The organism is Ruania rhizosphaerae (genome assembly GCF_009805705.1).
GTDB classification, from domain to species: Bacteria; Actinomycetota; Actinomycetes; order Actinomycetales; family Beutenbergiaceae; genus Ruania; species Ruania rhizosphaerae.
This window is the reverse complement of sequence record NZ_VSMB01000008.1, coordinates 170,385-194,568: the sequence shown is the minus strand read 5'-3', so window position 1 is coordinate 194,568 and position 24,184 is coordinate 170,385. Positions and strand designations below refer to the sequence as shown.

The window sequence follows — 24,184 nt, the reverse complement described above, 5'->3', positions numbered from 1 at the left end:
GGCGTGGTGCGGGAGAGCGCAACCATGCAGTGCAATGCGGAAGAATGGTCGGCATGAGCGTGAGGAGCCCCTGCACAGGGACGCCGAGGAGCGAGGTGTGCCGGAGCCAGGCACCGCAGCGAGCGTGCAAGAAGGGCACAGTATGAGCACCACCATCGTCCAGGGCGCCGAGGTCGAGGACTACCCCGAGATCCCGCCAGAGGCCAGGCGCGGCCGGTCACTTCGGGTCACCGAGATCGGCGAGGCCGTGCTGCACGAGCGCTGCGCCGACGTCACAGCGTTCGGGACCGACGAACTGCGCACGCTCGTGGACGACATGTTCGCCACCATGCTCGTGGCCGAGGGGGTCGGTCTGGCCGCGAACCAGGTGGATGTGAACCTGCGGCTGTTCGTCTATGACCTCACCGACACCGACGGCACCCGATACGTGGGCCACGTGGCCAACCCCGAGGTGGAGGTGACGAGCACCGAGACAGAGGAGACCGAGGAAGGCTGCCTCTCGGTCCCCGGCCCGGGCGCCGACCTGTTCCGTCCGCTCGATGTGCGACTGCGCGGGGTGGACATCACCGGGGCACCGGTGGAGATGACCGCGCACGGGTACCTTGCACGCTGCTTCCAGCACGAAACCGACCACACCAACGGCCGCCTCTACGTGGACCTGCTGAGCAAGCGGGTCCGCAAGCGGGTATTGCGGGACATGGAGGAGCTGCGCGATGAGGTGCTGCAGCGTCGGGAATCAGTGAGCCGCATGCACGAGAAGGAGCCGGTGACCTATCCGGAGCGCTGAACTATCCGGAACGCTGAGTGGATGGGTTGATGGCAGTGCCGGCCGAGCCGGCTACGCGCCACCCTGTCTGCGCGAGGAGTGAGTGCGGGCCCGTTCGGCCGCCCAGATGGCCAGTTCCACCCGGTTCCGGACGTCGAGCTTGGTCATCAGGCTCGCGATGTGAGTCTTGACGGTACTCAGGGAGATGTAGAGGTCCCGGGCGATCTCGGTATTCGCCTGGCCCCGTGCCACCGCGTCGAGCACGTCCTCCTCACGTGCGGTCAACGGCGCCGTCGGGGACTTCAGCTCTGAGACCGCCTCCGAGCGCCCGGCGCGCGGAGACGAGCCGGCGAAGGCCTCGATCAATCGCACGGTGACGCTCGGGTCGATCATCGCATCGCCACGAGCGGCCGCATGGATAGCTTCGGCCAGCAGGACGGGCCCGGCGTTCTTGAGCAGGAACCCGCGCGCACCGTTCCGCAGCGCGGTGTAGACATACTCGTCGAGATCGAAGGTGGTGATCACCACCACCGGGATCGGGTCGGGCACCCCCGGGCCGGCGAGCCGCTGGGTGACCTCCAGCCCGTCCATGGCAGGCATCCGGATGTCGACCAGGCACACGTCCGGACGTTCCTGATGGGCGAGCCGGATCGCCTCCTCCCCGTCGGCGGCCACGGCGACCACCTCGATACCGGGCTGGGCGTCCAGGATCATCCGCAGCCCCGTGCGGACGATCTCCTGGTCGTCGGCCACCAGCACGCGGATGCTCACCGGTGCGATCCTGCCAGGGGAAGGGTGGCCATGACGATCCAGCCGCCGGCCGGGCCAGGGCCGGCGCTGCAGTGCCCGCCGAGCAGCGTGGCCCGCTCGGTCATGCCGGCGATCCCGTAGCCCCTCGACGGTGGGGCGTGCGCCGGTCTGCCGTCGTCACGGATCTGCAGGGTCACCTCTCGGTCGTCGATGTGAACCAGCAGGTGGGCCCGCGTGGCGTGCCGGGCGTGCCGCCGCACGTTCGTCAGCGCCTCCTGGGCGATACGGTACGCCGCCGCTGAGACTCGAGCGGGCACCGTCGAGGCCTCCCCCGTGACCTCCACCTGCACCGGGACCGCGTCGCCGGCGCGAGCGAGCGCGCTCAGGTCGGCGATCCCGGGGGCTGGGGCCAGTTGAGCGTCGCGGTCTCGGCGCAGGATGCCCGCGATGGAGCGCATCTCCTCCAGCGCACGGGTCGCTTCATCCTCGATCACCTGGAGGGCGTCGAGAGCGGCAGCGGTGCCAGCAGTAGCAGAAGCACCATCGGAAGCAGGAGTGACAGCAGGGGTGACAGCACTATCGGCACGTCCCTCCGCCGCCGCGACTGCACGGGCTGCCTGGGCACGCACGGCGATCGCGGAGACGTGGTGGGCGACGGTGTCGTGCAGGTCACGAGCCAGGCGCTCACCTTCGACCAAGCGCACCTGTTCCATCTCGCGCGCACGTGAGGCTGCACGCCAGCGGAACGCCAGGCCGAGCGCACCGGTGGCGAGGACCACCGCCGCTGATCCCCAGGCGTCGGCCCAGGGGGCCGAGCCCACGAGGCTCGGGACCATCACAGCGAGGAGCATCAGTACCGCACCGGCGAGCATCGACCGGCTGCTCCCCCACCGTGGTACCGCGTACACCAGGGTGAGCATGTAGATCGAGGAGACCAGGGCGAGATCGGTCGCGATCACCTGCCCCGCGACCGCGGCGACACCGAGTGCGATGGCGAGCATCGCCGTCGAGAATCGGCGCCGCCACAGCGTGGTGACAGCGACAGCCACCAGCACCACAGCCCACGGCCACTGCGGTGGAGCATCGGTGCGCAGGGCTGTCTCGGCGGCGACGCTGACGACCACACCAAGCAGCAGAGCCCAGTCGCGCCATCCGCGGGCCGGCGGGTCGGCGGGCGGCGTCAGCCAGGTGCGCGTGGCGAGGCCCATAACGTCAGCATACGGTCGCCTCATCGTCGACCCCGGCGGATGGCGATCTCGGCGACGACCATGTTGATGCCCCAGCCGGCGGCCATGAGGATGGTGTACTGCGTAGTCTCGGGGATGCCGAGATCGAGCATCATCGGCATCAGGGTGAACACCTGCGTGCCGGCACCGAGGCCGATCGCATAGGAGCGGATCATCCACGCGCGATGCACGCGAACGTTCCGGCGCCTGATCGCGGCCACGGCGACCACGAGACCAGTCGCCATCATGGCCCCGAGGCCCACCCGGATGACCGCGAGAGCTGGGCCGTTGACGGCGGGCAGGTCGTAGCCCACCGCCATCCAGATACCGGAGAGCGCCGACACCAGACCTGCGGGGACCAGGACCCGCCCGGCGAAGCGGTGCCAGCGCCGTCGACGCAGCGACGGGATGAATTGCAACGCGCCCAGCACCAGGTATAGGGCGGAGCAGACGATGTGCGCGACGACGGGCACCGGGGAATCGAAGAAGCGGGCGTTCTCAGCCGTGACCGTGGCCCCGGACGCCAGTTCGTTGATACGCATCGAGCCGGCGATCACGGGCACGAGGGCGAGGAAGAGGAGCCCGGCCGGAACCGGCCACGACCGGCGACGATCATGCGGGCGAACGGGGGCGGACAGCGTGGGAGAGGCCATACCTCGATCCTGTCGGCGCGGTCGGGTCGACCACATCGGCCATCGAGCCGGAAGACATCGTCCTTGTGGCCGAGTCCGTAGGATCGGGCCGATCCCTCCCCATCCCCGAGGAGCCCTATGGCGACGGCGCAGCAACCCGCTCAGAAGCGAGGACCCTATCGCAAGACGCGCCAACGCCGTCGGGACATCCTCGACGCAGCGCTGGCTGTCTTCGCCGAGTCCGGCTACCGCGGGGGATCGCTGAAGGACGTCGCCGAGCGGGTGGGGCTGAGTGAGGCGGGCCTGCTGCACCACTTCGGGTCCAAGAGTGAGCTGCTCATCGCCGTGCTGGAGCACCGAGACGAGCTCACCCGTTCCTCCTATCCGATGGAGGGACGGACAGGGCCGGAGCACCTCGTCAACATGATCACCCTCGCGCATCGCAACGCCCAATCCCCGGGCGCAGTGGAGCTGTTCACTCTGCTCAAGACCGAGGCGATCCTGCCCGACCACCCGGCGCACGACTTCTTCGCCGACCGCGCCGCGCGAGTCGAGCGGGAGATCCGGGCGATGCTGGCGGACCTGCACGACCGGGGCTGGCTCAAGGCCGGCGTGGATATCGAGCGCACCACGTTGGTCACGATCGCACTCTGGGACGGGCTACAGATCCAATGGCTGAGCAGGAGGCACAGCTTCAGCGTGGCCGAGGCGCTGCGTGAGCACCTGGAGTGCCTGCTGAACCGTCCGTTCCCGCCTGTTCCCCGGCTCGACGCGTCGCCGTAGCGCACGAGTGGCCCACTGCAGCCCGCACCCGGAGCCGCTGGGACACCATCCTGAGTCACGACCACAAAACCGAGCGTGCACTAGGCTTTAACTTTCTGCGATGCCGCCGTACGAGAGGGACCCGTGACTCGCCCGAACATCCTGTGGATCAGCACTCACGACATCAATCCCCATCTCGGGGCCTACCGCGGCATCTGGCCCGGCGCCGAGGACGCCCACACCCCGGTGCTCGACCAGCTGGCGCGGGAGGGCGTGACCTTTGACAACGCCTACGCCTCGGCCCCGGTGTGCGCCCCGTCCCGGGCGGCCATCTACACCGGCTGCCATCCCCCGGCGACGGGCATGATGCACATGCGCTCAAGCTCGGTGCCCCCACCGCAGGTGCGGATCTTCACGGAGTACTTCCGGCGAGCCGGCTACTGGACGACGAACAACTGGTTCACCGACATGCAGGTCGAGACACCTCCGACCGCTTTCGATGACTGCTCCCCCACGGCACACTGGCGCGACCGGCCCCGTGCCGACACCCCGTTCTTCGCCACCTTCCACGGGCTGATCACGCACGAGTCGCAGCTCTACCTCGACGACGAGGACTTCGCCGAGCGCACGTCTCACGTGCCAGCCGAGCATCGGCACCACCCCGACGACGTCACCCTCCCTCCGTACCACCCCGACACGCCGACCTTTCGGCAGGCCTGGGCGCGCTACCACGACCTCATCACCGAGATGGACCACTGGGCCGGCACCATCCTCGACCAGCTCGACGAAGACGGCCTCGCCGACAACACGGTGGTGGCGTTCTGGAGCGAGCACGGCCTCGGGATGCCGCGTCACAAGCGGTGGGCGAACGAGGCCGGTCTACGCGAACCCCTCATCGTCCGCTGGCCGGGCCACCTCCAGCCGGGCAGCCACCGCACCGAGCTCGTGCACCTGCTCGACCTGGCACCCACGATGCTGGAGATCGCCGGGATCGAGATCCCCGACCACATGGACGGCCGCTCGTTCCTGACTCCCGAGGGCCAGTTCCGCCACCAGAACACGCAGGTCTTCGGCGGACGCGATCGCATGGACGAACAACGCGACACCGTGCGCACGGTGCGCAGCGGCCGGTTGCGTTACACCCGCAACCTGCACCCGGACCGCAGTCCGATGCAGCACTGCCACTACCCCGACGCGGTCTCCACCTGGAAAGAACTCCGCCGGCTCTGTTTCGAGGAGGCGGGCCAGCTCGGCCGCGGTGATCGACCCGACCGGCTCACCCCACTGCAACGCACCCTGGTGGCGCCGGATAAACCTGCCGAGGAGCTCTACGACGTCGAAGCCGACCCCTACGAGACAACCAACCTCGCGGGTGAGGAATCCTACGCCGTCGAGGTGGAGAACCTCCGCGAGGCACTCGACGCCTGGATGGCGCGCACCGGGGATCTGGGACTGCTGCCCGAGGAGGACCTTGTCGAGCGCTGGCGACCGGCGGGGCGAGCTCGGACCACGGCCACCCCAGAGGTCACGGCCACCCCAGCGGTGCAGACGGCCGGACACGTACTCCGGCTCAGTTGCGCGACCGAAGGCGCCTCGCTGGCATGGACCGCGGTACCACCGGCGCAGGACGCGACCGCCCCCCTGCCCCCGTTCTCCACCGGCGGTGGAGCACAGCCGGTCACCATCGTGCCGCCGGCCGAGAACTACCGCGGCTGGAAGCTCTACGACGAACCACTCGCGCTCGCCCCCGGGCGGTACTGGGTGGGTGCGTGGCGGCTGGGGTACCGGCCCAGTCAGCAGGTGGAGGTGGTGCTGGAGCCCCTCTCAGCGGCGGCCACCAGCGACTATGCCGGACGGGGCGTCCTGGAGTGAGCTCCAGGACGCCCCGCTCACAGTGCTACAGACGGGTCGCCGCCGCCGACCGGCGCCGGAGCACCAAGCCGACCGTCAGGAGCACCGCCGCGATCAGTGCCGCACCGGCGACCCCCGCTCCGGTGATCGGCAGGCCGGGACGGTCTGCATCCACCCCGCCGGAGCCCTGGTCCGGGTTGCCGGGGTCGGAGCCATCACCGGGGTCACCCGTCGGGTCCGTCGGGTCCGTCGGATCCGTCGGATCCGTCGGATCCGATGGATCAGTAGGGTCAGTGATGTCCGCTGCGAGCAGCTGCGGCGCCGAGGAGACGCTCTGGCCGTACCCGTCCACGACGCGGCCGTACCACAGCAGGTCCTCAGAACTGCTCTCGAACGAGACGTCGACCGCCTCACCCGGAGCCACGTCCACTGTGGTGACCTGGGTCGACGGCTCGGTGACGGCCCATCCGGCGGAGGCGAGCGTGGTGCTGCGGATCAGGTCGACCGCCACGACGAACTCCTCGTCGGTGGCGTCGTAGCGAGCATCGCTGCCGCGGAACGCCGGCTCGTCGTAGGCCCAGGCCTCGAACGTGTCCAGCGTCGGTGAGTAGGCGTTGATCGCCATCAGCCCCGCGTCCAGATCCAGCTGGAGGAGCCGCTGGAAGCCGGTATCCCGGTCCAGGAGGTCATCGCGGGTGACGGTCGGATCAGCAGCCTTGGTCGAGCGGTAGCCCTGGTAGTCGGCCAGCATCTCGATCACCGTGCGACCTGACTCACCGACGTTGCTCACCGCGAGGGCGTCCTGGCCCACGACCGTCGCATCCGTCTGCTCACCCGTCACCGGGTCAGCGTAGGAGGTGGAGACCCCGTGGTAGTGACCCCCGAGCACCAGGAAGACGTTCTCGTTCGGCGCCACGACCTGCTCCCACACGTCCGCACCGGTCGCGGTGTAGCGGCGGTCGATATCGTCGCGCTCGCCGGAGGTGTGCAGGTAGGAGTGCACGGCGAGGACCACGTTGTGCGTCGGGTGAGCCTGCGCCTGCTCGGACGCCCAGGCGAGCTGCTCGTCCGAGGGGCGGTAGGGCAGGCTGATGGCGAGGAAGTCGACGCCGTCGGCGGAGAAGTAGTCGGTGTGCGCGGAGTTGTCCCCGGGCGCCCAGGCCTGCCCGTACCACGGCTGGTCCTGGTACATCTCGACCGGGAAGTACTCGTTGTACCGGTCGTTGTTGTGACCCCACATGTTGTCGTGGTTGCCGGGCAGCACACCGTTGGGGACCTGCGCGTCGTTCAGCAGGCTCATGATGTCCTGCGCAGCCTGGAACTCCCGGTCGGCGCGTTCGGGGGAATGGTTCCCGTTCATCCAGTTCTGAATGATGTCTCCGGTGAGCGTGTTGTACCCGATCTTGCGGTCGTCGGCGTTGGCCACCACCCAGCTGGTCATCTGGCGGAAGACATCCTGGAAGCCCTCGGCCAGAAACTGGGTGTCGGTCATGTGGTTGATCGCCAGGTCGTAGCTGCCGGGATCGGCGAACGCCTGGTCGTGCACGCCCACCTCTTCGTGCAGACCACCGGATGTTCGTGGCCCGTCGATGACCATCAGGTCAGCCACGGCCTCGCCCTCACGGGCGGAGACCTGCGCCATCAGGGCGATGTCACCATCCGCCGACGGCACGGCGGCATCGATCTGCTCCCAGCCGCTACCGGTCCAGTGCAGCAACTGCAGCTCGTTGCGCGGCGCGGCGCTACCGGTCCAGACGAACTCCACGGGCTCGTCGGTGGTGATCTCAAAGCGCTGGAACGGGTAGCCCTGGACCGATCCGGCCACGTCATCGGCCGTTTCGACGATGCTCTCCCCGGGCACGGCGAGCGCGGCGGGGACAGCCTCGGCACTCACACCCTCGCGGACCACGACGTCGGAGTCGAGCACGACCGCCGAGCGTGCCTCGAGTTCGAGACCGGTGACGTTCTGGTGCTCGGTGGTCAGGCTGAAAGTGCGCTCACCCACGGCGGCCACCTGCGGGGTACCGGGTACGTGCGTGGTCTCCACCGTCACCGGGTCGAGCTCGCCGGGCAGCGGGACGGTCGGGTCGACGTACTCGGCGTCAGCGAGCACGCCCGGGGTGCGCTCGGCGGTCACCACGAAGTCCCGCTCGTTGTCGCCGGTGAACTGGGCTCGGGTGTAGCTCTCCCCCTCGTCGAACTTCGTCCAGTTGCGTGCCTCCTCACCCAGCCGGCAGGGGGTGTATGCGTTCACGTTGACGTCGTAGGTGGCGAAGGTGTCCACGAGCCGTCCATCGGCGTCGGTGATGTAGATCCCATAACCGCCGCCCCCGTTCAAGCCGGTGGCGTAGGTCCCGTCCGCGAGCGCCAGGAGTGCGTCCGGCGCCGCGGCGGGCACGCCGAGATAGGTGTGCCCGGGAGCGACGGTGACGTCGCCCAGGTCGGCGATCTGGACCGAACTGCCGGTTCCGGGCTGGCCCGTCCCGTAGCACCGGTAGGCCGACCATCCCGCCAGGTTCACCGGCTCATCGCCATAGTTGCCGAGCTCGAAGAACTCGTCGTTGCCACCGGCCGGGCCCGCCCCGACGACCTCGCTGATCCGCATGCTCTGGAAGCCGGTGAACTCCGGAGCCGGAGCGTAGTCAGTGGCCGGGTCGTGCGAACCAGGCGTGCGGGTCGGAGTGACGACGAAGTCATCGATGTTGTTCCCGGTGTCTTGCACCCGCTGATACGACGTGGAGTCGAAGTGGTTGAGCTTCTCGCGAACCGGCTCACCGCTGGTGCACGGGCTGTTGCGGTTGTCGTAGACGCCCACGCTGTCGACGATCTCGTCGCTCCCAGTGAGGAGCATGACGCCGAAGTCGAGCCAGTGCATCGACGTGCCGTAGGTGACGTCGGCCTCGGTGGCGTACGCCCCGCCGGAGCGTGCCGCGAGGTAGCTCTCCCCCGGGTCGAGGATTGAACCGGTCGGTAGCGCACCGACTTGCAGGTATTGCGTCCCGTTCCCGCCACAACGGAAGAGTTGGTAGCCGCTCATGTCGACCGCGGCCTGCCCATAGTTCGTGATCTCGATGTACTGGTCCGCGCTACCGCCCACCGAGCCATTGGTGAACTCCGAGAAGCGCAGTCCGTTGTCCACCCGGGCGACGTCGTGAGCGGAGACGTTCGCAGCCCCCACCGTCCGGGGGGCGACCACCCAGTCCGCCTCGATGTCGCCGGTGTTGGCGACCCGCTGGTGGGACTCGTCCAAGCGGTGCTGGAGACCGCGCTGAAGCCACTGGCCCTGGTTGTCGCAGTCGGTGGCGATGTCCTCGTGGTAGAACCCGATCGCGTCGAGGCGCTGCCCGTCGGCGTCCTCGATGAACGCACCGAACCCGAAGCTGTGCAGGCTGGTGCCGTAGTACGCGTCTGCGGCGTACCCCGAGCCCTCCCGCGCCGCGGTGTACTGCTCCCCCGGCTGCAGCACCGTGCCGTCCCCAACCACCGCCTGCGGCCCGTACCCGCCCCCGGTCTGTCCGCACCGGAAGATCCGCCACCCGGAGATGTCTACCGGAGCAGCTCCGTAGTTGGTGATCTCGATGAAGTTCTTCGCGGAGTCGCGGTTGGATTGCGACGATGCTCCAGCACCACCGTTGGCCACTTCGCTGATCAGCACGTCGGAGCCCGGTTCGATGTCGAACCGCATGGGTACGGGACTCGCCGTGGCGGCGAGCGTTGGCGCCATCGCGAGCGCTGCGAGCGCCGTGGTGGCGAGCGCTGCTCGGAGGAATCTCCCAGGTGGGCGGAGCATGACATCCCTTCGTCACTCAGTCCGACGCGGTGTCGGCATCCGTGCATCCTCACGGGCGCAGGCAAACGCCAAGGAGAGAGCAGGTGACGTCCTGGTGAGCACGTGGTCAACAGGGCAGTCGCGAGTGCACCCGGCCACGCGACCCTCTGACGTCTCCCGGGTCAATGGGTGACCTCGAGCCCGGAGGTCGGCGGCGCTGCGAGGGCAGCGACAGTCGCGATCGCCGCCTCGGCGACACGTTCGGCGCACCCCGGCGCGAACGGTGCCGGCATGCCGTAGTAGCGGTGGGCGTCGAGCACCTCGTAGCCACCGTGGGCGTACTCCTGTGACGGCGGCAGGTAACCCGGGACGTCGTCGGCGTACCCGACCACGAGTACTGGCCGCCCCACAGCCTCGGTGACGGTTCGCTCGATCTCCTCAGCCGTCTGCAGGAACGGTTCGCCCGGGAGGAACACCGCGATCACCCCCAGATCGACGGCGGTGACGTGCCCCTCCCAGGGTGCCGGATCGTCGGGGATGCTGGTTCCGGCCCAGTCGATCCACGCCTGCAGCACCCGGGCCAGACCGGCGTCGGCCGTGCGCTGCCGGGCACGCCAGCTATGCACCTGTACCTCACGCTCACTGTGGTCTGGGCGGACGAACGGAAGTCGCACAGATCTGCGCACGCACCGGACGCCGTCGGTGGTCAACAATTGCTCCGTGGCCGCCAGCGCCAGGGAGGCCAGGTGGCGGCCGATCCGGTCGGCCTCAGCGGGCGTGCGAACCCCCGGACCCGACTCGGCATAGGAGGCCTCGGCCGGGTCCCCGGTGTTGACGTCGCCGGCCGCGCCGGTGAGGAAGAGGCACACGCTGCCGGGATGCGCCTGCTCGACCGCGTCCCGCAGGGCTCCGGGGTAGTCGGCAGCGATGAGCCGGTTCGAGGCGTCCAGCACCACGGGATGGCACGGGTAGCTCACCACATCGGCGACCACCCGGTCGTGAGCCCGGAATGTCAGGCGGGTCACAGGTGGGTCGATCACGCGGCCGACGTGGCGCCGGTTGCGCGCCACACCGGCCCCGTGAGCACGGGCCACGACCACCTCACACGGCGTCCGCGAGGAGGCGGCCTCCCGGACCGTCTCGGCGGCCGCGGTCACGAGTGCCTCGTGCACCGCAGCGTCATGACCTCCGACCCGGCCGAACGCGACGCACGGGCCGGCGTGAGTGTGGGTGGCAGTGACGACACACGTGCCCACGCCGGCCACCTTCGTTCGTACCGCCACCTCGATCGCCGCGGTGGTGCGCGGGTGCACGGCGCACACGTCCAGCGAGAGCACGGCCACGTCACCCGCGACCAGGGCGCGCACGGACGTCGGCTGCAGGACCCCGGTGCTCGGTCCGGCCCGCCCGGCGTAGCCGGACATCACCGTCCCCGCGGGGACGTCCACGTGACGCCGGGCCGCACCCACAGCTACCGTCCTCAGTGCTCCCACCGGCTCCCACCAGCTCCCACCTGTCGGAACCCCGCGACGGGTCCGGGTGGGGTGAGGATACGCTGCCGCGCATGCCGACGACGTCACGAGCACCGTTGCTGCTCGCACCCGACACCCCGCGCCTGCTGAAAGCCGGAGCACGAGGCTTCGTGCTGACGCTCGCCGGCGGCGGGTACGCCCACCGGTCCGACCACGAGGGTCCCGGCACCGCGACCTGGCTCACCGAGCAGGGAATCGCCGCCGGTCACCTCGACTACCCGGTGGCCCCGGCCCGCTACCCCGAAGCCCTGGAGCAGGTGCTCCTCGGGCTGGCCGACCTGCGCGCAGGGGTGCACGGAGAGGTAACCGGCCCCCTCGTGCTCGCGGGGTCCTCTGCCGGCGGGCATCTGGCCGGCACGGCCGCCACCGCCACGGTGGACGAACTCGCGACGCTAGCCGCGCAGGAGAATGTGCCGGCCACTGGGCTGGCTCGCCCGGACCTCGTGACGCTGTCCTACCCGGTCTTCTCATTGGTCAACCGAGCCCACGTGGGATCGCGGCGCAACCTGCTGGGCGAGGATCACACGGAAGCGCTGGCGTTCGCACTCAGCATCGAGAACCGGGTGGATGCCAGAACTCCCCCCGCCTTCGTGTGGCACACCGCCGACGACGCATCCGTCCCGGTGGAGAACACGCTGGCGGCCATCTCCGCCTGGCGAGCGGCGCGCGTGGAGGTGGAGGGGCACATCTACCCCAGTGGCGTACACGGCGTCGGTCTCGCGCTCGATGAGCAGGGCGCCGTGGCCGACTGGACCGCGCACTGGTTGGCGTGGCTGCTGCGACATGGGGTGCGTCCAGCGACCTGAGGCCTTCCTGGTGCGACTGGCAGCTGAGCACCGGTCCTCGGCACCCTGACACCTCGGCCCTCGCGGTTCCGGGTCGGATCGGGGTGGTCCCCGATGTACCGGTACCCCGGCGACGGGTTGGCTGGAGACATGGACGCCTTTCTCACCGGACTCGCCGATCAGTTCGGCCCGCTGCTGCTGCTGATGGGCGGGGTGTTCGCATTCGTCGAGTCCGCCCTCGGCGTCGGGCTCGCCTTCCCCGGGGAGACGGCGGTGCTCACCCTGGGAGCGGCGACGACCACACCGGCCGACGTGGCCTGGGCCCTGGGCGTGGTGGCCGTCGGGGCAAGTCTGGGCGACCATGTCGGCTACCTGATCGGCCGTCGGCTCGGCCCGGGGCTACGGGAGAGCGCACTGGTGCGCCGGGTGGGCGTGCACCGCTGGGACGCTGGGGCACGAATGATCGGTCGCCACGGCCTGTGGGCGGTGGCGGCGTCCCGGTTGCTGCCAGGGGTGCGCACCGTGGTCCCTGCGGTCGCAGGCGCGGCAGGCCTGGGCTACCGCGGCTTCGTCACCGGCTCGATGCTCGGGGCGGCGAGCTGGTCCACGCTCTGGTGGGAGCAGGCGCATCCGCCCGCACCGCGTTACCGGAGATGGCAGGCACCTTGGGTACGGCTGGATGGATCGCAGTGAGTGTGGTGGCACTGGCAGCCGTGGTGGTCACGATCGTGTTCCGGCGCCGGCACCGGAACACTACCGTCACGCGCCTGTGACCGACGGATGATCCGGGCTCGGATCCCGCAGCCAGGCCAGCACTGCCAGAACCCGCCGGTGGTCGTCCGTGGACGGCGGGAGGGCGAGCTTGTCAAAGATCGAGGAGACGTGCTTCTCCACGGCTTTCGCGGTCACCACCAGCGTGCGTGCAATGGCCGTGTTGGTCCGCCCTTCCGCCATCAGCGCGAGCACCTCCCGCTCTCGTGGTGAGAGCCGGTGCACTCCGATCGCTCGGCGAGAGGCGAAGAGTTGTGCGACCACGGTCGGATCGAGCACCGTGCCACCGGCGGCCACCCGCTGGAGCGCATCGGTCAGCTCCGCGAGATCGGCCACGCGGTCCTTGAGCAGGTACCCCACCCCGCCACCGGTCGCCAGCAGATCGTCGGCGTAGGACTCCTCCACGTATTGGGACAGGACCAGCACCGCGCTGCCCGGATTCTCAGCGCGGACGACGAGGGCGGCGCGCAGGCCCTCATCGGTGAACGAAGGAGGCATGCGGACGTCAAGGATCGCCACATCCGGCTGGAGCTCGCGGACGACCTGCACGAGTTGATCACCGTCTCCGACCGCGGCGACGACTTCGCAGCCGGCCTCTCGCAGCAACCGGACCAGCCCCTCCCGCAGCAGCACCGAATCCTCGGCCAGAGCGACACGCATCCTGTGATCGTAGTCCGCGCCCGGTCCATGGAGACATGGAGATGGTGGATGGGCACAGGCCCCGGGTGGCCGAGTACCGGCAATCACCCGGTCATATGGTGGCTACCACCTGGGTGCCGCCGTCCTCAGGACTGATCACCTGCAAGGTCCCATCGATCCCAGCGAGCCGGTCAGTGAGCCCAGCCAGCCCGTGTCCCTTGCCCACGTGAGCCCCGCCCACACCGTCGTCGCTGATGCGCACGACGAGCGTGTCGTCGTCGGTGAGGGAAACGGACACGCGGACGAGCCCGGCACCGGAATGCTTGGCGGCGTTCGCGAGCGCCTCGGTCACGACGAAGTAGGCGGCTGACTCCCGGGCGGCCGCGAGCCGCTGGTCCGCGGTGAGAGACACATCCAGCTCCACGGGAATAGGTGAGCGGCCCGCAACCGCCGCGATCGCAGCTCGTAGCCCACGGTCGGCGAGCACCGGCGGTGCGATCCCGCGGGAAAGTGCACGCAACTCCTCCAGGCTCGACTGGACCTGCTCGATCGCCTCACCGATCAGAGTGCCTGCGGCGTCGGCGTCATCCTGTCCGAGGCGCCGTTGAGCCGCCCGCAAGTCCATACTCATCCGTACCAACCGCTGCTGCGGTCCGTCATGGATGTCTCGCTCGATCCGTCGCAGAGTGTCCGCCTCGGCATCCACGGCGGCTGCCCGAGACTGGGTGAGGGACTGGATCTGCTCACGCAGTGCCGTCGTGGAGGTTCCACCGAGGGTGATCCGGGCCAGGCCGCGGTGTACGGCCACCAGCCCGCGGACCACCCAGGGTGCGCTGACGAGCAGCAGCAGACCCAGCACCGTGGTCAGCGCGATGTCGGCCGCACGGCCCGGGTATCCGAGCAGGTCGGCCAGGCCGCTGTCATTCTCGGGCAGGAAGCGCTCCCAGACGATGTAGAGCACCGACCCAGCGCCGCCGATCCACCAGACCACCGCGATCACGAAAGTGGCGATCGAGACCGGGAAGCGCAACAGACCGTACAGCAGGTCCAACCAGCTCTGACCGTGGGCGAGCCGCGCCAGGATGCGGCGCACCCCCCGTTCCGATGTGCGGTACGGGCGCGTGAGGGGTACCGGGTAGCCAATCGCGGCGAGCCGGCGCCGGTCGAGGTTCCCCAGACCATGACTCGCCGTCAGCGTCACAGCCAGGACGGGAAGTCCGAGGAGTGTCACCAACAGCCCGGCGCCGACCGAGACTCCGGCCACGAAGACCACGAACCCGGCGATCGCGAGCGGCAGACTTAGCAGCAGGTAGCCGGTCTCACGGAATGCCCGGCCCAGCAACGAGACCCGCGCGCCGCCGCCGGGTGCGGTTCTCCGGGCACCACCCTGGGCGGGCTCCTCGACGGGTGTCATGCGCTCAGCCTGCCCGTCTCGGCCTGTGACAGCCAAGTCACCCGGGAGCCAAGCAGAATCACGCCAACCACCACGGCCACTGTTGCCACGACCGGCCAGGCGGAGTCGGGCCGGAACCCGTACACGGTCAGTCCGAGCAGACCGAGGGACACCAGCAGTGAGGCACCGGCGACCTGCGCGGGGGCAACCGGGGCGGCGGGCAACCGGGTTCGCTCCACCCGTCCCGCCAGCCGCACCAGGAGGGTCACCACCACGATCAGCGCGGCCAGCCACACAGGAAGCTGGCCGAACCACAGCAGGCTACCGGGCTCCGGCGTTCCCTGTCCGAGACCGAGCACCGCCACCCCGGCCACGATCACCAACGCGGGGGTGTGCCAGAGGTAGATCGTCATCGACGCACCAGAGACACGGTCGAGCGCCCGGGACACGGCGGGCCGGGACGCCCAGCGCGTGATCGGCGCCCGCGCCCACAGGACGAGTCCCAGCTGCCCGGCCGCCAGGGCGAGCAGGACCGCCGTTGGAGGGTTCATGGCGGACATCGCCTCACCAGGCATCCCGATCATGGACGCCGGGTACGGACCCCATGCCACGGCGAGCGCGACGCCGGCGAAGCCTGCGAAAGCCATCGCGAGAGCCCACCGCCCGCTGACCCGGGCTAGCCGCCCGGCCACGTAGTGCACCCCGACCTGGTACACCGCCGCCCAGACAAGGATCACATTGAGATAGCCGAGCGCCGTGACGTCGGTGTCGAACCGGAGCATGTCCACCAGCACCGCGCCCAGCGCAAGCGCGGCAACCTCGCGCCCGCGCCAGCGGCCCGCGAGGCGGACTATCACCGGACTGATGACGGTGAGGAGTACGTAGATCACCAGGAACCACAACAGAGCGCCCACCAACCGGGCGGAGGTGATCACCGGCTCGGCCGGCACACCCAGGGCAAGCAGCGCCTGCGGGACAGGTAGCCACACCGCGGCGAGGGCGAGCACCGGGACCGCGAGCCGGCGAACCCGGCCGGCCACCCAGTCGGTGTCACGCCCGACGCCCCGGGCGTGGCGTCGCCGCAGACTGATCGCAGTCGCGGCTCCGCCGGTGAAGAAGATCAGTGGCATCACCTGACTGATCCAGGTGATCATCCAGCCATGCTCGGTGGCGAGGGCGTTGCCTGTGGACAGATGCCCGTCCTGGTAGGCGATCACGGGCATCAGCCAATGCTGGAGCACGACGAGCGAGATGGCGAAGACGCGGAGCACGTCGACGAAGCCGTCGCGTGGGGTGGAGCGTTCCGGGGGCGCGGGCGGCCTCGACGCAGTCAGGGGTGTGGTCATGCCTCCAGCCTGCTGGCCCCGGATCCGCAGCACACGGGTGCCTCCCGGCCTCTTGCAGGTAGGGGTACCCCTACCTTTGGATGGGCGTAGGTTGGACCACATGCACGCAGTGGTCGCGAATCAGCCGGGTGGACCCGAGGCCCTCACCGTGCAGGAGGTCCGGGCACCGGAGCCAGGATCTGGCCAGCTCCTGGTACGCACCGAGGCCGTCGGGGTCAACTTCATCGACACCTATCACCGGTCGGGGGTGTACCCGGTGGACTTCCCGCTCACTCCCGGTGGCGAGGGAGCTGGGGTGGTGAGTGCGGTGGGCGACGGTGTCGACTCCGTGGTCGTCGGAGACCGGGTGGCCTGGGCGAGCAGCGACAGCGGGAGCTATGCCGAGCAGGTCCTCGTCGACGCGACCCAGGCGCTACCCGTGCCGGATGGTGTCAGCGCGCAGATCGCCGCTGCGACGCCCCTGCAGGGCATGACCGCACATATGCTCGTCGACGGCGTCACCCACCTCGGGTCCGGCCAGACTGTCCTGGTGCACGCCGGCGCGGGCGGGGTGGGACTGCTGCTGACCCAGCTGGCCGTGGCGCGGGGCGCCCGGGTGATCACCACTGTCTCCACTCAGGAGAAGGCCGACCTCTCCCGGCGGGCGGGTGCGGCGGAGGTGATCCGCTACGACCAGTTGGACGACCTCACGGCCGAACTGCCAGCCCTGGTCCGCGATCTCACCCAGGGTGAGGGCGTGCACGTCGCCTACGACGGCGTGGGCAAGGACACCTTCGACGCCTCGCTGGCGAGCGTGCGCCGTCGGGGACTGCTCGTGCTGTTCGGCGGGGCCAGCGGACAGGTGCCACCGTTCGATCTGCAACGCCTCAACCGGGCCGGCTCGCTGTTCGTGACCAGGCCGACGCTGTTCCATTACATCGCGGACGCGGACGAGCGGGCCTGGCGCGCGCGGGAAATCTTCGCGGCCGTCGCCGACGGCTCACTGGACGTCCGGATCGGAGCGCGGTTCCCACTCGCCGACGCGGCTCGCGCCCATACTGCCCTGGAGGGGCGCCAGACCACGGGGAAGGTGCTACTGCTCCCGTGATGCGTGCGTGAATGACAGGCTCGGCACCGGGCTGACGTGGTCGCTCGGCCTACTCGTGCTGTGCGCCTTCGGCACCTGGTACTACGGCTACGGCGTGCTCATCGAGCCGATCGCCCAGGAGACCGGCTGGAGCCAGGCCACGCTCACGAGTGCCTACGGGGTGGCCCTGCTGCTCGTGGGCATCGGCTCGGTGCTGGCCGGCCGCGCCATGGACAGGTCCGGCCCCCGGCCGGTCTTCGTGGTGGCGATCCTCGGCACCTGCGCGGGGACGGCAGGAGCGACGACGGCGCAGCATCCGCTGGTCTTCATCGTCGCGGCGGTGGCGGCTCAGGCGTGCGTCGGGGCGGTGGGCTACTACGCGATCGCGCACGCGATCATCGCGCGGGTGGCCCCGGGGAGCCGGACGCGAGCGATCACGCGCAACACCCTGTTCGGGGCGATGGCGAGCCCGATCTTCCTGCCGGTGATGGCGTGGGCAGTCACGGCGTGGGGCTGGCGGGTCAGCATGGCCGGGGCCGGTGCACTAGTAGCGCTGGTGATGATCTGGGTGGCGGTACTGACGGGGCGGGTGGCACCGACGGACGGGGCATCCGGGACGTTGCTGGGCAGCCTCGCGTTCGCCGTTCGCGACCGGACGCTGCGGCGCCTGCTCGCTCTCGGTGTGGTCGGTGGGGCGATGATGTCCGTCCTGCTGTTGTTCCAGGTGCCGGCGATGGTCGACGCGGGACTCACCCTGGCGCTGGCGTCTTCGCTGGCGGGTGCGCGCGGTGCCTTCCAGCTGGTCGGGCGTCTGCCACTGCCGTGGGTACTGGACCGGGCACCCCACCGGGCCGTGGTGCGGGTGTGCCTGCTGCTGTTCGGTCTCCCGGCACTGCTGCTCCCGGTCGCGGGCTGGTTGCCCGCGGCGCTGGTGTTCGTGGTGCTGGCCGGGATCGGTGTGGGCGCCTACTCCACGATGGAGAGCGTGTACACGGTGGAGTTCACCGACGCACGCTCGGTCGGCCTGATCCTCGGCGCTTTCGCCCTGGCACGCGGGGTCGGCTCCGCCATCGGGCCGACACTCGCGGGCTGGACCGTCGATCTCACCGGCACCCGCACCCCGGTGCTCGTGGCGTTGGCGGCACTGGCGATCGTGGCGGTGGTGCTGGTCCCCCGGCCTGCCCACTCCGGCGACCAATCCCCCTCATCTTGACACATACCCATATGGGAATATGGTTGGGGTATGGCACGTGCAGCGACGACCTCAGACGTCTTCAATGCGATCGCCGAGCCGCAGCGCCGGGAGATTTTGACCCTGCTGCGCACCGGCGAACGGCCGGTGACCGAACTGGCCGAAGAGCTAGGGATGACTCAGCCCGGGGCATCCAAGCACCTACGCGTGCTTCGCGAGGTCGGACTCGTGCAGGACCGCAAAGCCGGTAAGCAACGGCTCTATGGCCTCGATGCCCGCGGATTGCGACCGGTCCACGAGTGGACCGGCGGGTTCGAGCAGTTCTGGAACGCAAGCTTCGATCGCCTGGACGCGTACGTGCAGGAACTGAAGCAGGAGAGGCAGGAGTAGCAGATGAGCACGACAGGACGAGCAGCGCCGACTTCGCCGGCAGCCGACCGCGAGATCGTGATCGACCGGGTGATCGACGCCCCGCCAGAGCTGGTGTTCGAGGCGTTCACCGCGGTACGGCACCTCTCCCAGTGGTGGGGCCCCGAAGGGTTCACCACCACCACGCGGGCGTTCGAGTTCCGCGTCGGCGGCGTGTGGGACTTCGTGATGCACGGACCGGACGGAACCGATTACGCCGAGTGGATCACCTGGACCGAGATCACCCCGCCGGAGCGCATCGCGCTGCTGCACGGTGAATCCAGCGACGACCCGAACGCTTTCGAGTCGCTCCTGACCTTCACGCCCCACGGGAGGGCCACCCGGATCGACATGCGCACGGTGTTCCCCACCCGGGCGTTGCGTGACGATGCGATCGAGAAGCACGGCGCGATCGAGGGCGGCCGGCAGACATTGGGCAACCTGGCTGCCTACATCGCCGAGATCATCCGGACGGGAGCGCAGGAATAATGGCCCAGACGGTGTTCTTCAGCGTGTCGATGTCCCTCGACGGCTTCATCGCCCCCAAGTCCCCCGAAGACCTCATGGGCAGGCAGTGGATGGAGCTGCAGCGGTGGGTCTTCCGGCAGCGGCACTTCCGCGAGAACCTCAAGCTCGGGCACGGCGGCGAGGAGGGGCGTGACAACGACATCCTGCGGGAGACGTATCAGCGCACCGGCGCGAGCGTGATGGGCAAGCGGATGTTCGATGCCGGCGAGCACGCGTGGCCCGAGGAGGCGCCGTTCCACACACCAGTCTTCGTCGTGACGAGCGAGAAACGTGATCCCTGGGAGCGCCCGGGTGGGACGACCTTCCACTTCGTCAACGACGGCATCGGGGCGGCACTCGACCTGGCTCGTGAGGCTGCCGGTGACCGGGACGTCCGTATCGCAGGCGGCGGCGCGACCATCCTGCACTACCTGAACGCCGGCCTGATCGACGAGTTCTCGATCGCACTCGCACCGGTGCTGTTCGGTGCCGGAATCCGCCTCTTCGAGGGTGTGGACGCCGGCCGTATCGCCCTGGAGCAGGTGCGCACGGACCCCTCTCCGACGGTGACGCACCTGACCTACGCCGTCCGGGAGCGCTAACGGCTCGACCACCGCGGTCGGAGTTCACCGACCATCGGATCATGGACACGTCGTCGGTGTGCCACCGGCTGCGTGTGCATCGTGCCGCACCATCCGTCGTCAGATTGCCGCCCTGCCCGCCTGCCGCATGGCAAGCGGGCAGGTACGTTCAGGAGCGCAGCTCGGCCCCGTGCCGCTGACCCGCGAGTGCCACGACGGCGTCCCGCACCTTCGCCGAGTCCTCCGCCGTGAGCGTGCGGTCGGCTGCACGCAACCGGAGTGAGAACGCCAGCGAGACCCGTCCCTCACCGAGGGACTCACCACGGTAGGAGTCGAACAGCCGCACCTCCTCGGCCAGTTCACCGGCGCCCTCACGGACGGTGGCGAGCAGATCGGCCGCAGCGACGTCGTCGGAGACCACCAGGGCGATGTCCTCCTTGGCGGCCGGGAACGTGGAGATAGCCCGGAACTGGGTCGGCTGGGTCGGTGCCGCCTCGAGGAGGAGACCGAGGTCGACCTCCATCGCCACCGTGCGAGCCGGTAGGTCGAGCGCCTGGGTCGCCTTCGGGGCGAGCTCACCGGCCCAACCGACGACAGTGCCATCAGCGAGGCTGAACCGGGCACAACGGCCGGGGTGCCACGGTGCGCGCTCGGCATCCGCGGTCACCGTGAGCGGCACCCGCAGCAGTTCAGCCACCCGGTGCACCAGATCGATCGCGTCGGCATGGTCAGCCACGCGGGCGTCCGTGTGCACGGATCCGGGCACACGGTTCCCTGCCAGTACCGCGGCCAGGTGCAACGGCTGATCCGGGACGGCCCCACGCACCGCATCCAGGTCGGCGTCACTGGGCCGCTCCCCGAGCGCAGGCAGCGGGGAACGGGGCGAGTGACCGTCAACGCCAGCAGCGGGGTGGGTGACGGACCCGATCTCGTAGATCGCCAGGTCCGTCAGGCCCCGCCCGATGTTGCGCACGGCCGCATCCACCAGCGTCTCCAGCACGGAGGTGCGCAACAGCGGCTGCGCCTCGCTGAGCGGGTTGGCCAGGCGCACCGACCGCCGTCGGGAATCCTCGGCGGGCAGGCCGAGCTCGTCCCGGCGGCCGGGTGCCACGAACGGGTAGGTGAGCACCTGCACCAGGCCGACATCGGCGAGCAGGTCGGCCGCGCGGCGCCTCGAGCGCTGACGCAGCGTGAGGCCCCGGCCAGCGGGTGCCGACGGCAGGACGGAGGGCACCTGGTCATAGCCCTGGAGACGGATGACCTCCTCGGTCAGGTCCGCGGGAACGCGCAGGTCGGAGCGCCAGCTCGGTGGGGTGACCTGCAGCCTGGGGGCACGGCGCGCCCGGCGGCCAGAGGCCTCCGCCTCACCGGTGTGCTCACCGATCTGCTCGCTGTCCTCCGTCACGACCTCGGCACCGAGGCTACGCAGTGTCTCGGCCACAGCCTCGGGCGTGTACTCCACCCCCGCAGTACGTCCGGGGAGGGAGGCATCCAGGGCGATCGGCTCCGGGGCGGTGGTGCGGTTGACGTCGGTCACGGCCGTATCCGCCGTGCCGCCGGCGAGCTCGACGAGGAGGTCCACGACCCGCTGCGCAGCGACGGCCGGCAGCATCGGGTCCACACCGCGCTCGAACCGCTTCGCGGCCTCGCTGGGCAACTTGTGGCGCCGGGCGGTACGGGCGACGGTGATCGGGTCGAAGTGCGCGGCCTCGATGAGCACGTCGGTGGTGGCAGCCGACACCTCGGTCTCCGCACCGCCCATCACGCCGGCCAGGCCGAGGACCCGCGAACCGTTGCCCTCGGGCGAGTCGGTGATCAGCAGATCGCCGGCGTCCAGGGTGCGGGTGGCATCGTCGAGGGTGGTGAGCTTCTCCCCTGCCTGGGCGCGGCGCACCACGATCGGTGCGGCCAACGTGGCCAGATCATAGGCGTGCAGCGGCTGCCCGAGGTCGAGCATCACGTAGTTGGTGACATCGACCGTCAGCGAGATCGGGCGCATCCCGGCCTGGCGCAGCCGGGTGGCCATCCAGTCCGGGGTGGGTGCCGCGGGATCGATGCCGCGCACGATCCGCGCGACGAACCGGTCGCAGCCGGGCACGTCGTGGATCGGGGCGTCGTCGGCGAGCTCGATCGCGAAACCGTCACCGGTGGCCGCTGGCAGCCGGCTTGCGGAACCGGCCGGTGCCACCAGGCCAGGGTCGGTGAATGACGCGCCGGTGGAGTGGGCGTACTCGCGTGCCACCCCGCGCATGGAGAAGCAGTAGCCCCGGTCCGGGGTGACGTTGATCTCCAGCACCTCCTCGGCGAGGCCGAGCAGGGTGAGGGCGTCAGCGCCGGGGGCGGGTGGATCGTCCAGGACGATGATGCCGTCGTGGTCCTCCCCCAGGCCGAGTTCCTTGGCCGAGCAGATCATGCCGTCGGAGATGTGCCCGTAGGTCTTGCGGGAAGCGATGGCGAAGTCGCCGGGCAGCACGGCACCGGAGAGGGCGACGACCACACTGTCCCCGGCAGCGAAGTTGTGGGCGCCGCAGACGATGCCACGGGGGTGGTAAGTCAGACAGGTCGCAGGCTCGTCGGCTCCCTCGGGTGCGGCCTCCGGAGCGTGCTCGGCGCCCACGTCGACCAGGCACCAGTTGATGGTCTTGCCGTTCTTCTGCTCCTCGGGCCTCACCAGGAGCACCCGGCCGACCACGAGCGGTCCGGTCACGCCGGAGGTGTGGATCGTCTCCTCCTCCAGGCCCACCCGGACCAGGTCGGCGGCGAGCTGCTCAGCGGTGGTGCCGGCGGGGACGTCGACGTGCTCGCGCAGCCACGGCAGCGGGATGAGCGGCATCAGCGGGCCCCCTCTCGGGAGAAGCGGATATCGCCTTCGATGATGTCGTGCATGTCCTCGATCCCGTGCCGGAGCATCAGTGTGCGTTCGATCCCCATCCCGAAGGCGAACCCGGAGTAGACCTCGGGATCCACCCCGCAGGCGCGCAGCACGTTCGGGTTGACCATGCCGCAGCCACCCCACTCGATCCACCCCGGACCGCCCTTCTTCGCCGGGAACCACAGGTCCATCTCGGCGCTGGGCTCGGTGAACGGGAAGAACGACGGGCGCAGCCGGGTCTTCGCCTCGGGCCCGAACATGGCGCGGGCGAAGTGGTCCAGCACGCCGGTCAGGTTCGCCATCGTCAGGCCCTTGTCGACGGCCAGGCCCTCCACCTGGTGGAAGACCGGGGTGTGTGTGGCGTCCAGCTCGTCGGTGCGGAACACCTTGCCGGGGCATGCGATGTAGACGGGTAGGTCCCGCTCGAGCAACGTACGCGCCTGCACCGGGGAGGTGTGCGTGCGCAGCACCAGGTGGTCCGCCGAGCCCGGGTCGAGCACGCCGTCGAGGGTGGACCCGTCCGAGGGTGCGACGAAGAACGTGTCCTGCATCTGCCGTGCCGGATGATCGGGGCCGAAGTTGAGGGCATCGAAGTTGAACCACTCGTGCTCGAGCTCGGGGCCCTCGGCAATCTCCCACCCCATCCCGACGAAGAAGTCCGCGACCTCGTCCATGACCACATCGAGGGGGTGCCGGGCGCCGCGCGCGATCCGCTGCGGGGGCACGGTCACATCGACCGCCTCGGTGCGCAGCACCTGGGCGTCGCGCTCGGCCTCGAGCTCGACCTGGCGCGCGGCGATGGCCTTGTTCAGGCGGCCACGGCTCTGGCCGACGAGCTTGCCCGCCGTTGCCTTGTCCGCCGGGGCGAGGCTGCCGATCTCACGGTTGGCCAGGGCGAGCGGGCTCTTGTCGCCGGTGTGGGAGATACGAGCAGCCTTGAGCTCATCCAGATCGCTCGCGGCAGCGATGTCGGCGAGGGCGGCTTCGAGTGCTGCACCGACGCCGTCGGGATCGAGCGGGGAGGGAACTTCAGGGGTGGACATGCCAACCTTTCACCGACGTGTGGGACCACAGTGGAGTCTAGAGGGCACACAGGGAAGCCTGGGTGCCCGTGCTGCCCGTCCCGGGGCACATCAGCGCGGTCAAAAAGGACCGGTAGCGCGCGTCAGCCCGAGACGGGCTGGATAAATCGGCGCGAGAGCATGGGAGGAGTCTGCCACACCGTCGCGCGCCCGAACTGAACTCGGGCCCGACCCTGAACCAGGGACCCGCGACGATCGTGAGACGCTGGGCCCCTCATCGCCGTCGGGAGGAGATCATGGTGTTGTGCGGCAAG

The 24,184-nt window shown here is 69.7% G+C and carries 20 protein-coding genes; 10 read left to right on the top strand and 10 right to left on the bottom strand.

The genetic code is table 11. From position 1 onward, the window contains the following. Positions 1-142 precede the first annotated feature (142 nt). Entirely contained in the window at positions 143-787 is a 645-nt protein-coding gene (gene def / locus FV560_RS12820) for a peptide deformylase (RefSeq protein WP_200837654.1), read from the top strand. 51 nt (positions 788-838) lie between these two features. Here the strand turns inward: def and FV560_RS12815 are convergent, their stop codons facing one another. The 3 genes from FV560_RS12815 to FV560_RS12805 are packed head-to-tail and all read right to left on the bottom strand — an operon-like array spanning position 839 to position 3,395. Next, on the bottom strand, positions 839-1,537 hold the full coding sequence (locus tag FV560_RS12815) for a response regulator (protein WP_159621923.1): 699 nt from the start codon (positions 1,535-1,537) through the stop codon (positions 839-841). Continuing rightward, positions 1,534-2,724: a sensor histidine kinase gene (locus tag FV560_RS12810; RefSeq protein ID WP_159621922.1), complete on the bottom strand. Its 1,191-nt coding sequence runs from the start codon at positions 2,722-2,724 to the stop codon at positions 1,534-1,536. The genes FV560_RS12815 and FV560_RS12810 overlap by 4 nt, the downstream gene beginning before the upstream one ends. Before the next feature lie 20 nt (positions 2,725-2,744). Beyond that, on the bottom strand, positions 2,745-3,395 hold the full coding sequence (locus FV560_RS12805) for a DUF2306 domain-containing protein (RefSeq protein WP_159621921.1): 651 nt from the start codon (positions 3,393-3,395) through the stop codon (positions 2,745-2,747). 117 nt (positions 3,396-3,512) lie between these two features. Here FV560_RS12805 and FV560_RS12800 point away from each other — a divergent pair, with 117 nt between their 5' ends. Further along, entirely contained in the window at positions 3,513-4,157 is a 645-nt protein-coding gene (locus FV560_RS12800; RefSeq protein ID WP_159621920.1) for a TetR/AcrR family transcriptional regulator, read from the top strand. A 123-nt stretch (positions 4,158-4,280) separates the two neighbouring features. Beyond that, on the top strand, positions 4,281-6,008 hold the full coding sequence (locus FV560_RS12795) for a sulfatase family protein (protein WP_159621919.1): 1,728 nt from the start codon (positions 4,281-4,283) through the stop codon (positions 6,006-6,008). A gap of 25 nt (positions 6,009-6,033) precedes the next feature. On the opposite strand, the gene FV560_RS12790 is transcribed toward FV560_RS12795, so the two are convergent. Further along, entirely contained in the window at positions 6,034-9,777 is a 3,744-nt protein-coding gene (locus FV560_RS12790; RefSeq protein ID WP_159621918.1) for a lamin tail domain-containing protein, read from the bottom strand. 161 nt (positions 9,778-9,938) lie between these two features. Continuing rightward, a complete protein-coding gene (locus FV560_RS12785; protein ID WP_159621917.1) occupies positions 9,939-11,249 on the bottom strand; it encodes a neutral/alkaline non-lysosomal ceramidase N-terminal domain-containing protein in 1,311 nt (436 codons plus the stop codon). 71 nt (positions 11,250-11,320) lie between these two features. Here FV560_RS12785 and FV560_RS12780 point away from each other — a divergent pair, with 71 nt between their 5' ends. Beyond that, positions 11,321-12,094, top strand: a complete 774-nt coding sequence (locus FV560_RS12780) for an alpha/beta hydrolase (RefSeq protein ID WP_159621916.1) — start codon at positions 11,321-11,323, stop codon at positions 12,092-12,094. 129 nt (positions 12,095-12,223) lie between these two features. After that, on the top strand, positions 12,224-12,766 hold the full coding sequence (locus FV560_RS12775) for a DedA family protein (protein WP_159621915.1): 543 nt from the start codon (positions 12,224-12,226) through the stop codon (positions 12,764-12,766). A gap of 66 nt (positions 12,767-12,832) precedes the next feature. On the opposite strand, the gene FV560_RS12770 is transcribed toward FV560_RS12775, so the two are convergent. The 3 genes from FV560_RS12770 to FV560_RS12760 all read right to left on the bottom strand — a co-directional run bounded on the left by FV560_RS12770 (position 12,833) and on the right by FV560_RS12760 (position 16,222). Next, positions 12,833-13,504, bottom strand: a complete 672-nt coding sequence (locus FV560_RS12770) for a response regulator transcription factor (RefSeq protein ID WP_159621914.1) — start codon at positions 13,502-13,504, stop codon at positions 12,833-12,835. Positions 13,505-13,595: 91 nt separating this feature from the next. After that, positions 13,596-14,897 (bottom strand): sensor histidine kinase, encoded by a 1,302-nt coding sequence (locus tag FV560_RS12765; protein ID WP_159621913.1) that lies wholly within the window; start codon positions 14,895-14,897, stop codon positions 13,596-13,598. Further along, positions 14,894-16,222, bottom strand: coding sequence for an acyltransferase family protein (locus FV560_RS12760; RefSeq protein WP_159621912.1), 1,329 nt, complete (start codon positions 16,220-16,222; stop codon positions 14,894-14,896). The genes FV560_RS12765 and FV560_RS12760 overlap by 4 nt, the downstream gene beginning before the upstream one ends. 100 nt (positions 16,223-16,322) lie before the next feature. Here FV560_RS12760 and FV560_RS12755 point away from each other — a divergent pair, with 100 nt between their 5' ends. Genes FV560_RS12755 through FV560_RS12735 form a run of 5 tightly spaced genes read left to right on the top strand, consistent with a single transcriptional unit; the run spans position 16,323 to position 19,997 of the window. Then, positions 16,323-17,309, top strand: a complete 987-nt coding sequence (locus FV560_RS12755; protein WP_159621911.1) for a quinone oxidoreductase family protein — start codon at positions 16,323-16,325, stop codon at positions 17,307-17,309. A 7-nt stretch (positions 17,310-17,316) separates the two neighbouring features. Next, positions 17,317-18,501: an MFS transporter gene (locus tag FV560_RS12750; protein ID WP_159621910.1), complete on the top strand. Its 1,185-nt coding sequence runs from the start codon at positions 17,317-17,319 to the stop codon at positions 18,499-18,501. Between the two features lie 30 nt (positions 18,502-18,531). Further along, positions 18,532-18,870, top strand: a complete 339-nt coding sequence (locus tag FV560_RS12745) for an ArsR/SmtB family transcription factor (RefSeq protein WP_159621909.1) — start codon at positions 18,532-18,534, stop codon at positions 18,868-18,870. A gap of 3 nt (positions 18,871-18,873) precedes the next feature. After that, positions 18,874-19,377 (top strand): SRPBCC family protein, encoded by a 504-nt coding sequence (locus FV560_RS12740; RefSeq protein WP_159621908.1) that lies wholly within the window; start codon positions 18,874-18,876, stop codon positions 19,375-19,377. Continuing rightward, on the top strand, positions 19,377-19,997 hold the full coding sequence (locus FV560_RS12735; protein WP_159621907.1) for a dihydrofolate reductase family protein: 621 nt from the start codon (positions 19,377-19,379) through the stop codon (positions 19,995-19,997). Before FV560_RS12740 ends, FV560_RS12735 begins: the two co-directional genes overlap by 1 nt. A 148-nt stretch (positions 19,998-20,145) precedes the next feature. Here FV560_RS12735 and pheT read toward each other — a convergent pair whose 3' ends face one another. Continuing rightward, positions 20,146-22,809: a phenylalanine--tRNA ligase subunit beta gene (gene pheT, locus FV560_RS12730; RefSeq protein WP_159621906.1), complete on the bottom strand. Its 2,664-nt coding sequence runs from the start codon at positions 22,807-22,809 to the stop codon at positions 20,146-20,148. Further along, on the bottom strand, positions 22,809-23,891 hold the full coding sequence (gene pheS, locus FV560_RS12725; protein WP_159621905.1) for a phenylalanine--tRNA ligase subunit alpha: 1,083 nt from the start codon (positions 23,889-23,891) through the stop codon (positions 22,809-22,811). Before pheS ends, pheT begins: the two co-directional genes overlap by 1 nt. Positions 23,892-24,184 lie beyond the last annotated feature (293 nt).